The following is a 13,040-nucleotide window of genomic DNA, read 5'->3' as shown; positions in this document are numbered from 1 at the left end:
ATGTAAATTACAACTTACACCTATAGTGTAAATCATGCTAGACATTTCCTGCGTCAGACCGGGTAGACAGGAGTGTGGGAGATGGCCGATCACCGCGTGATCGTGGTGGGCGCCGGGATCGCCGGCCTCAGCGCCGCGCTCACCCTTGCGGCCGGCGGAGCCGAGGTGACGGTGCTGGAGCGTGCGCTCGCGGTCGGCGGCAAAATGCGCCAGATCGCGATCGGCCCTGCGCGCATCGATTCCGGCCCGACCGTGTTCACGATGCGCTGGGTGTTCGACGAGCTGTTCGCCGAACTCGGCACCGCGCTCGACGATCATCTCACCTTGACGCCGCTCGACATTCTCGCGCGCCACGCCTGGACCGACCGCCGCACGCTCGATCTGTTCGCCGATGAAGAGCGATCGGCGGATGCGATCGGCCGGTTCGCCGGGCGCAGCGAGGCCGACGGCTATCGCGCCTTCTGCCGCGACGCGCGCCGCATCTTCGAGACCTTGAGGGATCCGTTTATTAGAACCCCGGCGCCGAGCATGACGCATCTCCTGCGCAACGCCGGCTTCCGCGACCTCACCGCGATCCGGCCGTTCCAGACCATGCGGAAGGCGCTCGGCGGCTATTTCCGTGATCCGAGGCTGCAGCAGCTGTTCGGACGCTACGCGACCTATTGCGGCTCCTCGCCGTTCCACGCGCCGGCAACGCTGATGCTGGTGGCACATGTCGAGCAGGCCGGCGTCTGGTCGATCGACGGCGGCATGCACGAGCTCGCGGCGTGTCTCGCGGCGCTGGCGCGGCGGCACGGCGTCAGCATCCGCACCGACAGCGACGTCGCCGGCATCGTCACGGCGAGCGGCCGCGCCGCGGGCGTGCGCCTCGCCGATGGCGAGCAGATCTCAGCCGACGCCGTGATCACGACCGCCGATGTCGCCGCGCTTGCGCAGGGATTGTTCGGCGCGGAGGCCGCGCGCGCGCTGCCGGCCATCCCGGACAATGCTCGCTCGCTGTCGGCGATGACCTGGAGCTGCATGGCGCGCGCCGACGGCTTTCCGCTGCTGCGCCACAACGTGTTCTTCTCACGCGACAGCCGCGCCGAGTTCGATCAGTTGATCGAGCGGCGCGCGATGCCGGCCGAGCCCACCGTCTATGTCTGCGCGCAGGACCGCGACGACCAGCCGCGCGAGAATGGCGGCAACGAGCCGCTGTTCGTGCTGATCAACGCACCCGCATCAGGTGATCATCATCGCTTTCCGCCTTCGGAGATCAGCCAATGTGCCCGCCAGACCTTCGACCTGTTGCAGCGCTGCGGCCTCAGCGTCGCGACGACGCCCGAACTGACGCGCGTGACGACACCGGCGGATTTCAACCGGATGTTTCCGGGCACGGGGGGCGCGCTGTACGGCCGCAGCTCGCACGGCTGGATGGCGTCGTTCCAGCGGCCGGGCGCGCAGACGAAGCTGCCGGGCCTGTACGTGGCGGGGGGCAGCGCGCATCCGGGACCGGGCGTGCCGATGGCGGCGTTGTCGGGACGGATGGCAGCCGCCAGGGCGATTCTGGACCTCGCTTCGACCGCGCCGTCCCGAAGGACGGCTATGCGTGGTGGTATGTCGACGCGTTGAGCGATGACGGCCGCTTCGGCCTCACCATCATCGCCTTCGTCGGCAGCGTGTTCTCGCCGTACTATGCGTGGGCGCGGCGGCGCGGCCCGGCCGATCCGGAGAATCATTGCGCGCTGAACGTTGCGCTGTATGGCGCGCGGGCGCGGCGCTGGTCGATGACCGAGCGCGGCAGCCGTGCGATCGCGCGCGACGATCAGCGCTTTGCCGTCGGGCCGAGCCACCTCGAGTGGAACGGCCGCGAGCTCGTCATCGAGGTCAACGAGGTCACCGTGCCATGGCCGCTGCCGTTGCGCGGCAAGGTGCGGGTGGTCCCGACTGCGCTGAACGAGATCGCCTTCACGCTCGATGCTGAGGGCCGCCATCGCTGGCAGCCGATCGCGCCCTGCTGCCGCGTCTCGGTCGACTTCGATCATCCCGACCTGCACTGGCGCGGCGACGGCTATTTCGACATCAACCACGGCGATGCGCCGCTGGAGCGCGATTTTTCGAGCTGGCAATGGTCGCGCGCCGCGACGCGCACCGGCACGGTGATCTCCTACGACACGATCGCGCGTGCCGGCGCGGACAGGACGATCGCGCTGCACGTCGATCCCGACGCCAGGCTGGAGCGCCTCGCGCCGCTGTCGCCAGCGCCGTTGCGCAGGACGTTGTGGCGCGTCGATCGCAGCGCCCGCGCCGACGCGGAGACGTCCGTGCGCGTCGTCAGCACGCTGGAGGACGCCCCGTTCTACGCCCGCTCCCACCTCGCCGCGCGCATCCATGGCGAAGACGTCGCCGTCATGCACGAGAGCCTGTCGCTCGCCCGCTTCCAGCTGCCGATCGTCCAGGCCATGCTGCCGTTCCGGATGCCGCGCTGGTGAATGATCGCCGCGCGCGGTGCGACTCCCCTCCCCCCGCGCGAAGCGGAGCTTCGCTAGGCGGGGAGGGGTTGGGGGTGGGGGTCCCAGCAAAGACTGCCCCGTGTGGACCCCCACCCCCGACCCCTCCCCGCAAGGGGGAGAGGGGGGCGCACCTATCGTGGTACGACAGCGGTGGTCCGCAAGGCGCATGCGACCCCTCCTTCGGCACGAACGCGCCCGGCGGGATGTGATCGACGCGCAGCTTGATGTCGTGCCGACACGACGATGCATGCAGGCCCGCGCAACAACGAACACCGTCATCCCGGACAAGCCGCGGCGCGCGCCAGCGCGGCGCGGCGCCGATCCGGGATCCATACGCCGCAGCGGTCGTGAACGAGCCAAGTGCCAATGGCTAGCGCGCCCCAAACTCCTCCCTGGGGGTATGGGTCCCGGCGTTCGCCGGGACGACGGCGGTGGACCAATCTCGTGCTTCCGGCAAAAATAATCATCTTGCTATTTTTCAGAATTCATGGTTGTATCCGCGCATCCCGCCTCATGCAGAAGGGGCGTAGCGCGCGATCGTCACGACACGCGAGGCGGGGATGCGATGGCCGCGAGAGCTCGCAGCATGTCTTCATCGATGTGCGGACGAACGAGCGTTTGCGGACGGTCAAGTCGCGTGGTCCTGGCCTCCCGAAGCTGAGGTCAAGTTGGCGCTCGTGCCGATAGCACGGCGCTGACGACGGTGGCCAACGAGCCGGGCACCGGGGAGATCGCGAAGCAGCCGTCAACCCGTCGCGCAGGGAATGCCGGCGTGTTTCGGCTTTGCCTGTGGTACCTGCCGCCTGCATTTTTTTCAGCAGGCGGGCCATGGGTGAGGCTGTCACCCGGCATTCCCTGCGCCCTCTGCACCTTCGAGAGGGACATGATGATCGAAGACCTCGGGCACGATGTGCCGCGAGATCGCGGCGACGCGTTCCCGTCTGTGTCGCGGTCGCTGACGCCAATCGCTGTTTGAGCCGTGAATCCGTCTCATCCTCCCAGACAAGACGCGACGTGCAACATCGCGGCGATCCGGGCTGCTACGACGCTGCACAATGCAGCGCGGCAGCGACGTCGCGTCGGCGATCTCGGCCTACTGCTTCTCCGCCTCGCGTTCTCTGGCCTCGCGTTCGGCGCGCTGGCGGTCGAGGCGGCGGCCTTGCCATTCGAGCGCGAGCCAGCCGAGCACGCAGAGCGCGACGACGACGAGTTCGAGCAGGCCGCCCATCTCGCTCATGGCGTCTCACTCACTTGACGTCTCTCTCCTCGGCGCCTCGCTCACACTGTCTCACCGATCATGGCCGACGTCCGCGCCTCGTCAGCGCCGGCGTCGTCATGTCAGGACAGCCGGCCGGAGCGCAGCAGTTGATCGCGGCGCTCCAGGCGCTCGAACAGGTCGATCACCCACAGCGCGCGGTCGCGCATCGTGCGCTGCGGCGCCGGCAGCGCATGCGGACGCTGCGCATCGGCGGCGACGACCGCGTCGATCAGCCCGCGCGCCTCGGGACGCAGCGGCGCCAGCGACGGCTGTGGCTGCAGCAGCGAGACGGCCGCCGCCTTGCCCAGCAATTGCAGCTTGCGCGCCGCCGAGACGACGGCCCGCCGCGACAGCGAATCGAACTCGGCGCGCGCGACCTCGCGGCCGATCTCGGCATAGATCAGCCGCGCCGCATGAATGCCGGGCCGGCAGGCCCAGGGCAGATCGGCGATGCCGGCGGCTGCGCGGGCATAGAACACGTCGGCGACCGCGAGCAGCCGCGCGGTGACGCGCGCGACCCGGTCGTCGAAGAACGGCGCGGCGCGCCAGGTCTCGACGTCGAGCCCCGCCTCGCGCAGCCATTGCCGCGGCAGATACAGCCGGCCGGCGCGGGCGTCCTCGCCGACATCGCGGGCGATGTTGGTGAGCTGCATCGCGATGCCGAGATCGCAGGCGCGCCCGATCGTCTCGGCGTCGCGCCGGTGCATCAAGAGCGACATCATCACGCCGACCGTGCCGGCGACGCGGACGGCATAGGCAAGCACGTCGCTCAAGGTCTCGTAGCGACGGCCTTGCGCATCCCAGGCGAGGCCTTCGAGCAGCGCCTCCGGCAGCGCGCGCGGAATCGCGAACTCCGTCACCACGCCGGCCAGCGCACGGTCGACGGGACTGTCGTCGGGCCGGCCGTCATAGATCCGCTCGAGCCGCTCGTGCAGCACCTCCACCGCATCGACGCGGCGGCCGGGGCCGTCGATCGCGTCATCGGCCTCGCGGCAGAACGCATAGAGCGCGATGGCGGGATCGCCGACCGATCGGGGCAAGACCTTCGACGCAGCGAAGAACGTCTTCGACCCGCCCTGCAACATCCGCCGACAGATCGCGATGTCCGCTTGCCAGTTCATCGTCGCTCCAGCTCATGCGGGGCCGGCACGAGATCATCGAGCACGCGCGCCGAAGACAGCACGCCCGGCAGCCCGGCGCCGGGATGCGTGCCGGCGCCGACGAGATACAGCCGCTCGATCTCTTCGCTCTTGTTGTGCGGCCGGAACCAGGCGCTCTGCAGCAGCACCGGCTCGAGCCCGAACGCCGCGCCGCGATAGGACGACAGCCGATGCTCGAAATCATCGGGTGTCAGCAGCCTGGACGTCACGATCTGCCCGGCCAGATCCGGCAGCAGAGACTCGCTGAGCGCCGCCTCGATCCGCTTGCGGAACGGCTCGGCGGCAGCACGCCAGTCGATGCCGCTCTCCTGATGCGGCACCGGCGACAGCACGTAGAACGCGTCGCAGCCCTCGGGCGCCAGCGACGGATCGGTCGCGGTGGGGCGATGCAGATAGAGGCTGAAATCATCCGCCAGCACCTTGCGGCGGAAGATGTCGTCGAGCAGCTCGCGATAGCGCGGGCCGAGCAGGATGGTGTGATGCTCGACGTCGTCATAGCGACGCTTCGTGCCGAAATACCAGACGAACAGGCTCATCGAGTAACGCGCGCGGTCGATGCGCGCATCGGTCCAGCGCCGGCGCGCGACCGATGGCAGCAGATGCTTGTAGGTCCAGGCGGCGCAGCCGTTGGACACGACGACATCGGCGGCGATGGTCTCGCCGGACTTGAGCCGCACGCCGGTGGCGGCGCCGTTCTTCGTGGTGATCTCGGCCACGGGCGCCGAGCAGCGGACCTCGCCGCCCAGCCCTTCGATCAGGCTGACGAGCCCGCTGACCAAGGCGCCGGTGCCGCCCATCGCGAAGTGCACGCCCCAGCGGCGCTCGAGATAGGCGATGAGACAATAGATCGACGTGGTCGTGAACGGGTTGCCGCCGATCAGCAGCGGATGAAAGCTCAGGATGATCCGCAGCCGCTCGTCGCGGACATGCTGCGACACCAGGCCATAGACCGAGCGGAAGCTCTGCAGCTTGATCATCGCCGGCGCGATCTTGAGCATGTCCGTGAAGGAGAGGAACGGCACGTCGCCGAGCTCCTCGAAACCCTTCTTGAAGATCGCCTCGCTCGCCATCATGAAGCGCTCATAGCCGTCGACATCGCCGGGCGAGATCCTGTTGACCTCGGCGCGCATTGCGGCCGGGTCGGCCGAGCAGTCGAAGATGGTGCCGTCGTCGAAGCGGATGCGATAGAAGGGCGAGATCGGCTTCAGCGTGACGTCGTCGGACATCCGCCGGCCGCAGAGCTGCCACAGCTCCTCGAACAGGAACGGCGCGGTGACGATGGTGGGCCCCGCATCGAAGGTGAAGCCGTCCTGGCGATGCACATAGGCGCGGCCGCCGGGCGCATCGAGCTGCTCGAACACGGTGACGCGATAGCCGCGCGCGCCGAGCCGCACCGCGGCCGCAAGGCCACCGAAGCCGGAGCCGATCACGACCGCATGCGGCCGGTCTCCGAGCGCAGCCGGAACAGCGGCCTTGATGGTGGAGACATCGAGCATGGCCGAAAGCGTAAATTGAAATTGACGCTTTCGCCAGTCAAAAATGTCAACCTAATTTGACATTTCCTGCTGCGCCGCGAGCACGCCGGCACGCTCAGCGGCGATAAGGATCAGCTCCGCGATCCGCCCCGGCTGCTCCTCGTGCGCCAAATGGCCAAGCCCATCAATAAGTTCGAGCTGAGCCTGGGGTACCAATTGCCGCACGCGCCGGGCCACGTCAGGCGGAATGGCATGGTCGCGGGTCGCGGCGACCAGCAGCAGGGCCGTCGTCAGACGCGGCAGGTCGCGGACCAGCGGATGCAGGTCCCAGTTCGCCATCATCTCCAGCGCGGCGGCGACATGGCCGGGGCTGCCGACGAGGCGGCGATACAGCCGCTCGCCAAGGGCATCGAGCGTGGAGCCCGTGCCCTTCAGCAGCCGGTGCACCGCCGCCGGATCGCGGCCGCGCCAGGCGAACAGCCGCGGCACCAGCGGGTTGAGCGCCATCATCTTGGCCAAAGGCGAGAAGAACTGCGCCGCGGGTCCCCCGAACGGCAGATAGGCGCCGTTGAGGCTGACGATCAGCTTCGGCGCGATCAGGCCGTCGAGCGTCATGCGGGTGAGGATCGCGGCGCCCGCGGAATGGCCGATCGCGATCTCCGGAGAGATCGCGAGCTTGTTGCACAGGACCGAAAGATCGCGCGACATGCCGTCGAGGGACAAGCGCTGCCAATGCGGCGTCGAGGTGAAGCCGTGACCGGAGAGGTCGGGCGCGACGACCGTGAAGCGCTGCGCGAGCAGCGGCGCGAGATCGCGCCAGGAATGGGTGGCCGCTCCCGTGCCGTGCGCCAGCAGCACCACGGGCCCCTCGCCCATCACCTGCACATGCCAGCGAAGCCCGGCCGCATCGACGAAGCGGCTGGCCGTTCGGTTCGGCCAGTCGCTGCCATCGACGCTCCAGTTCGGCTTGTCGCTCATGCCGGCCCACGGGGTTGGACGCGGCCGTCGAGCTCAAGCACCGGCCGCACGCGTCAGGAAATCATCGTAGCCCGCGACGACTTTATCAAGCTGCTCGAAATGGGGCATGGCGCCGGTCTGCATCACCTGGATGGTCCAGTTCGGCAGGCCCTCGACGGCATGCTTGCCGTTGTAATCGACGAAATCGCCGCGCACGCCGTGCACCATCCACACCGGCATCGCCAGCGCCTGGTAGAGCTTCAGGGCGTGGACGCTGAACATGTAGCCGGAGACGAAGGAGTATGGCGCATTCTCGGCGCCGGGCTGATGCGTGGTGATGTAGTCGTATTCGAGCAGGCCTTCGTCGATGTCCTTGCGGCCGAATGTCTTGCGCAGGAAGAAGCGAATGCTTGCGCGTGATGTCAGCAGCGTAAAGAAGCGGTGTTTCCACAGCGGCACGGTGAAGATCTTGCGCAGCCAGGGCATCGCGCGGGTTGCATTCTTGTCGCCGCCGCCGTTATTGGCCGCCGCCTCGGCGCGGCGGTCGAACCCCGTCGGGCTCAGCAGCGCGAGCGTGCGAAACAGGTTCGGCGCCTCGGTGCCGGCGCGCGCGGCGAACTCGCAGCCGAGCGACAGCGCGATGACATCGACGGCGACATCGCCGTGACGGCGACGGATCTCGTTTGCGGCGAGCAGGATTGCATCGGTCATGATGCGCGGGGTGTAGATGCGGTCGGCGCGGTCCGACAGGCCGAAGCCCGGCAGGTCGAGCGCATAGACAGGACGGTGCTGGCGATAGTGCTCGAACAGCGGCTTCATCTCGTAAGCGGTGGCCGCGGCGTTGACGCTGTGGATCAGCAGCAGCGGGCGCTCGGTGGAGCCTGCGGGACCATCGGCATAACAGGTGATGCGGCCGGTGCGGGCATCGGCGAGCTCGAAGTGATGCGCCGCCAGCGGCGGTGGCATCGTCACGGCACGCGCAACGGCCGCGTGATCACTCTGTGTGGTCGAGGCCACCTGCATGGCGTGCTCCCTGTGTGCCGGAATAATGTCGAAAGACGCGATCATGCTGCCGACGACGTGGCCGAGCATAACGATGACCGGACCGCTTGTCAGTCGTCGTTGGGAACGCCGCTTGACGGCGCGTGTTCCACCGGGTTCAGCCGCGGCCAGCCTGCGCCATCACGGCCCGCGACAACCGTGTCGCATCGGCGTGAGGCAGCGCGACGTAGCGTGCCTGCATGGCCGCCGCGAGATGCGCCGCCTTGTCCTGCGGCCGCGGCGAGGAATCGACCAGCACGACGGGAATGCCGGTGAGCGCGAGCTGCTTTGCCGCGACCAGCGCCTCCGCCTCGGCCTCGCTGCGGCCGCCGCCATCGCGTGCGACATTGGCGCGGCCGTCGGTCATCAGCACGATGGTCGGCGCCTGCCCCTTGGCCTTCACTGCAAGCGCAAGCTCGGTCGCGGCGAAGATCGCCGCCGACAACGGCGTGCCGCCGCCGCCGGGCAGGCCGGCGAGGCTGCGCTTGGCGCGCGTCAGCGAGCGGGTCGGCGGCAGCAGCAGCTCGGCCGACTTGCCACGAAACGCGATCAGCGCCACCTCATCGCGGCGGATGTAGCACTCGGCGAGCAGCAGTTCGACCGCGCCCTTGACCTCCGCCAACCGCTGCAGGGCCGAGGAGCCGGATGCATCGACGACGAAGATCGTCGTGGTGCCCGAGCGCTGCTTGAAACGGGTGATGCGGATGTCGTCCTTGTGGACGATCAGCCGGCCGCTCTTGCCCGCACGTTGCGCCCGCCGCCGCAACGGCTGCCACGGCGCCGCCGCGCGCAATGTCTCGAGCACGTTGAGCCGCGCGCCGGCGCGCCACTCGCCGCGCCGCGCGCCGATCGGACGGCCGCGCTTCGGTGCCTTCTGCGCCGTGCCCTGCCGACCCGCGCTGCTCGCCCGCGCCCGTATCGCGCGCTCGTCCTGCAGGCGCTTCAACAAGTCCGCGGGAATGGCGGCCTGCGCCGCGTCGAGCACGCGATCCTCGAGCGGGCCGTCATTACTGCGATCGTCCTCCGCGCTCTCGGCCTGGTCGTTCTGCGGCTCCGGCGCGTCGTTGTTCTCGGGGTCATCCTCCGTCGCAGGCAAGCGTGTGGCGCGGGGTGCCAGCACAAGCCGCGCGGCACAGGCGATGTGGGACTCGGCGACGGCCGTCTCGCCATCGAGCGCCGCCGCGATGCGCGCCATGCGACAGGCCAACAAAGGCGCGCGAAGCGAGTCGATGCCGAGCGCGATGGCCGTCGTCGTCAGCGCGCCGATCGCGTCGTCAGACAGCCGGACCTGCGGCAACAGCACGCGTGCCGCTGCAATGTCCGACGATTTGAACAGGCTCTCGCCGAGATCGGCGCGGGCCACCATGCTGAGATCGACATGGCAGGCGAGGCGATCGGCCAAGGCAGGCGACACCCGCTCATCGCCAATGCCTTCATCGAGCGCGATCAGGCCCAAGCGCGCTGGCGCGCGCAACGACAGGCCATCGCGCTCGATGCTGATCGCTCCGGTGTCGAGCGCAGCGCAGAGATGCGCTGTCGTCGATGCCGCCATGCGCTCGGCCATCACGGCGATCAGCACGCCGCCATCGGCCTCGGCGAGCAGCCCGCGCTGCATCACTGGACGCCCCGCCTGCAGCGTCGCGGCGAGATCGAGACCGCCGAGCAGGCGGTCATCGGAGATCGACGGCGGCAGCTTGCGGAGCTGTACCGACGGCGGCATCAGCTCGCGCAGCAGATCGAGCCACTGCTCGCGCACCGGTCCCGCCCCGGCACGCAGCAGCACCGACGCGGAGGGATCGATCGCGGCCAGCGCGGCCGCGATCATGGCATCGGTCCAGATCGCGGCGCCGTCGCTCACGACGCGAACAGCTCGGCGAGCGCGCGTTCGACCCGCACCGAGGAGCCGGAATCGTCGAGCGGATTGCGCCGTAGCCGGTGCCGCAACGCCATCGGCGCGACCGTCTTCAAATGCCCGTCATCAACAGCCTTGGCGCCGTCGAGCGCCGCAGCCGCCCGCGCCGCGCGCATCAGAGTGAGTTCGCCACGCAAGCCATCGGTGCCGAGCGCCATGCACAGCCGTGCCGCATTCTCCAGCTCGCGATCGGCAACCTTGACCGAGCCGATGTGCTCGCGCGCGGCAAGGATGCGCTTGCGCTGCTTGACCTCCTCCTTCTCCCAATGCGCGACGAAGGCGGCAGAATCCGTCTCAAAGGAGTCGCGGCGCTTGATCACCTCGATCCGCGTCGGCAGATCGCCGGGCGTCTTGACCTCGACGGAGAGGCCGAAACGATCGAGCAGCTGCGGCCGCAACTCGCCCTCCTCCGGATTGCCGGTGCCGACCAGCACCAGGCGTGCAGGATGGCGGATGCTGAGGCCGTCACGCTCGACGACATTCTCGCCGGAGGCAGCGACGTCGAGCAGCAGATCGACGAGATGATCCTCCAAGAGGTTGACCTCGTCGATGTAGAGGAAGCCGCGGTTGGCACGCGCCAGCAGTCCGGGCTCGAACGACTTCTCGCCATGCGCCAATGCGCGTTCGAGATCGAGCGCGCCGACGACGCGATCCTCGGTGGCGCCGAGCGGCAGATCAATGACCGGCACCGGCACCTCATGCGCCTTCAACAGCGCAGGCTTCTTGCCCTTGCCGCTCGGCTTCGATCGCGCGCGGCATTCGGCGCATTGCCCGGCGGCATCGGCCGGGTCGCATTGGTAGGGACAGCCGACCACGGCGCTCATCGGCGGCAGCAGCGCGGCCAGCGCGCGCACCGCGGTGGACTTGCCGGCGCCGCGGTCGCCGAAGGCCAGCACGCCGCCGACCTTGGGATCGACGGCGGCGATCATCAGCGCCAGCTTCATCTCGTCCTGGCCGACAATGGCCGAGAACGGAAAGGCTATTCCCATGGAGCGTCCCCTGCATCGCGGCGTCTCGGCCGCGTTGGCGGCATGAGACCACAATCAGGGGCCGCTCTTCAACCCGTCAACGCTTCAGCGGGCAAGACTCGGCAGATCGAGACCGTTGGCCTCGGCGCAGGCAATAGCGTCGTCATAGCCGGCGTCCGCATGGCGCATCACGCCCGTGGCGGGATCGTTCCACAACACGCGCTCCAGCCGCCGCGCCGCATCATCCGTGCCGTCGGCGACGATGACCATGCCGGCATGCTGCGAATAGCCGATGCCGACGCCGCCGCCATGATGCAGCGACACCCAGGTCGCGCCGCTGGCGCAGTTGAGCAGCGCGTTGAGCAGCGGCCAGTCCGACACCGCGTCCGAGCCGTCCTTCATCGCCTCGGTCTCGCGGTTCGGGCTTGCCACCGAGCCGGAATCGAGATGGTCGCGGCCGATCACGATCGGCGCCTTCAATTCGCCGCGCGCCACCATCTCGTTGAAGGCGAGCCCGAGGCGATGGCGATCACCGAGCCCGACCCAGCAGATCCGCGCCGGCAGGCCCTGGAACTTGATGCGCTGCCTCGCCATGTCGAGCCAATTGTGAAGATGCTTGTTGTCGGGCAGCAGCTCCTTCACCTTGGCGTCGGTCTTGTAGATGTCCTCGGGATCACCCGACAGCGCCGCCCAGCGGAACGGACCGATGCCGCGGCAGAACAGCGGGCGAATGTACGCCGGCACAAAGCCGGGGAAATCGAACGCATTGGCGAGGCCCATGTCCTGCGCCATCTGGCGGATGTTGTTGCCGTAGTCGAGCGTCGGGATGCCCATGGCGTGGAAATCCAGCATCGCCTGGACGTGGCCGACCATCGAGGTCTTCGACGCCTGCTCCACCGCCTTCGGATCGGACGCGCGCTTGGCCTCCCACTCCGCGAGCGTCCAGCCCTTCGGCAGATAGCCGTTGATCGGATCATGCGCGCTGGTCTGGTCGGTGACGATGTCCGGACGCACACCGCGGCGGACGAGCTCGGGAAAGATCTCGGCGGCATTGCCGAGCAGGCCGACGGACACAGCCTTCTTGGTCTTGGCGGCCTCCTCCATCAGCGCCAGCGCCTCGTCGAGCGAGGCGGCCTGGCGATCGAGATAGCCGGTGCGCAGCCGCATCTCGATGCGGCTCGGCTGGCATTCGACGGCGAGCATCGACGCGCCGGCCATCGTGGCCGCGAGCGGCTGTGCGCCGCCCATGCCGCCGAGGCCTGCGGTGAGAATCCATTTTCCGGCGAGATCGCCATTGTAGTGCCTACGGCCGACCTCCACGAACGTCTCGTAGGTGCCCTGCACGATGCCCTGGCTGCCGATATAGATCCAGGAGCCGGCCGTCATCTGGCCGTACATCATCAGGCCCATTTTATCGAGCGCGTTGAAGTGATCGAGCGTCGCCCAATGCGGCACGATGTTGGAATTGGCGATCAGCACTCGGGGCGCATCCTTGTGGGTGCGGAAGATGCCGACCGGCTTGCCGGACTGCACCACCAGCGTCTGATCCGCCTCGAGCTTGCGCAACGACGCGACGATGCGATCAAAGCTGTCCCAGTCGCGCGCGGCGCGGCCGATGCCGCCATAGACGATCAGCTCGCTCGGCTTCTCGGCAACGTCGGGATCGAGATTGTTCATCAGCATCCGCAAGGGAGCTTCGGTGAGCCAGCTCTTGGCGCTGATGTCGCTGCCATGGGGGGCGCGGATCACCCGTTCATTGTCGAGGCGTCGGTTCATG

The 13,040-nt window shown here is 68.4% G+C and carries 10 protein-coding genes; 2 read left to right on the top strand and 8 right to left on the bottom strand.

Annotated elements, in window-relative coordinates; all coding sequences use genetic code 11:
* Nucleotides 1–81 precede the first annotated feature (81 nt).
* Together crtD and ACQR0Z_RS12090 are read left to right on the top strand one after the other, a co-directional pair.
* Nucleotides 82–1,611: a 1-hydroxycarotenoid 3,4-desaturase CrtD gene (crtD, locus tag ACQR0Z_RS12095; RefSeq protein WP_434918763.1), complete on the top strand. Its 1,530-nt coding sequence runs from the start codon at nucleotides 82–84 to the stop codon at nucleotides 1,609–1,611.
* Complete coding sequence (locus ACQR0Z_RS12090) at nucleotides 1,608–2,471, top strand: hydratase (protein WP_434918762.1); 864 nt, start codon at nucleotides 1,608–1,610, stop codon at nucleotides 2,469–2,471. Before crtD ends, ACQR0Z_RS12090 begins: the two co-directional genes overlap by 4 nt.
* Nucleotides 2,472–3,585: 1,114 nt before the next feature.
* Here ACQR0Z_RS12090 and ACQR0Z_RS12085 read toward each other — a convergent pair.
* The 8 genes from ACQR0Z_RS12085 to hutU all read right to left on the bottom strand — a co-directional run bounded on the left by ACQR0Z_RS12085 (nucleotide 3,586) and on the right by hutU (nucleotide 13,039).
* Nucleotides 3,586–3,729: a hypothetical protein gene (locus ACQR0Z_RS12085; protein ID WP_434856051.1), complete on the bottom strand. Its 144-nt coding sequence runs from the start codon at nucleotides 3,727–3,729 to the stop codon at nucleotides 3,586–3,588.
* A gap of 101 nt (nucleotides 3,730–3,830) precedes the next feature.
* On the bottom strand, nucleotides 3,831–4,871 hold the full coding sequence (locus tag ACQR0Z_RS12080) for a phytoene/squalene synthase family protein (RefSeq protein ID WP_434877513.1): 1,041 nt from the start codon (nucleotides 4,869–4,871) through the stop codon (nucleotides 3,831–3,833).
* The gene (locus ACQR0Z_RS12075) at nucleotides 4,868–6,406 is read right to left on the bottom strand and encodes a phytoene desaturase (RefSeq protein ID WP_434918761.1); all 1,539 of its coding nucleotides are present in this window, start codon (nucleotides 6,404–6,406) and stop codon (nucleotides 4,868–4,870) included. Before ACQR0Z_RS12075 ends, ACQR0Z_RS12080 begins: the two co-directional genes overlap by 4 nt.
* A gap of 51 nt (nucleotides 6,407–6,457) precedes the next feature.
* Complete coding sequence (gene bchO / locus ACQR0Z_RS12070; RefSeq protein WP_434918760.1) at nucleotides 6,458–7,363, bottom strand: alpha/beta fold hydrolase BchO; 906 nt, start codon at nucleotides 7,361–7,363, stop codon at nucleotides 6,458–6,460.
* 33 nt (nucleotides 7,364–7,396) lie between these two features.
* Nucleotides 7,397–8,365 (bottom strand): alpha/beta fold hydrolase, encoded by a 969-nt coding sequence (locus tag ACQR0Z_RS12065; RefSeq protein ID WP_434918759.1) that lies wholly within the window; start codon nucleotides 8,363–8,365, stop codon nucleotides 7,397–7,399.
* Nucleotides 8,366–8,501: 136 nt separating this feature from the next.
* A complete protein-coding gene (locus ACQR0Z_RS12060; RefSeq protein WP_434918758.1) occupies nucleotides 8,502–10,241 on the bottom strand; it encodes a magnesium chelatase subunit D in 1,740 nt (579 codons plus the stop codon).
* A complete protein-coding gene (gene bchI, locus ACQR0Z_RS12055; protein ID WP_434918757.1) occupies nucleotides 10,238–11,284 on the bottom strand; it encodes a magnesium chelatase ATPase subunit I in 1,047 nt (348 codons plus the stop codon). Before bchI ends, ACQR0Z_RS12060 begins: the two co-directional genes overlap by 4 nt.
* A gap of 84 nt (nucleotides 11,285–11,368) precedes the next feature.
* Nucleotides 11,369–13,039, bottom strand: a complete 1,671-nt coding sequence (hutU, locus tag ACQR0Z_RS12050; protein WP_434877519.1) for a urocanate hydratase — start codon at nucleotides 13,037–13,039, stop codon at nucleotides 11,369–11,371.
* Nucleotide 13,040: the final 1 nt, after the last annotated feature.

It is taken from the genome of Bradyrhizobium sp. HKCCYLS3077 (genome assembly GCF_051167555.1).
GTDB lineage: Bacteria > Pseudomonadota > Alphaproteobacteria > Rhizobiales > Xanthobacteraceae > Bradyrhizobium.
This window is presented reverse-complemented; position numbering and strand designations above follow the sequence as displayed.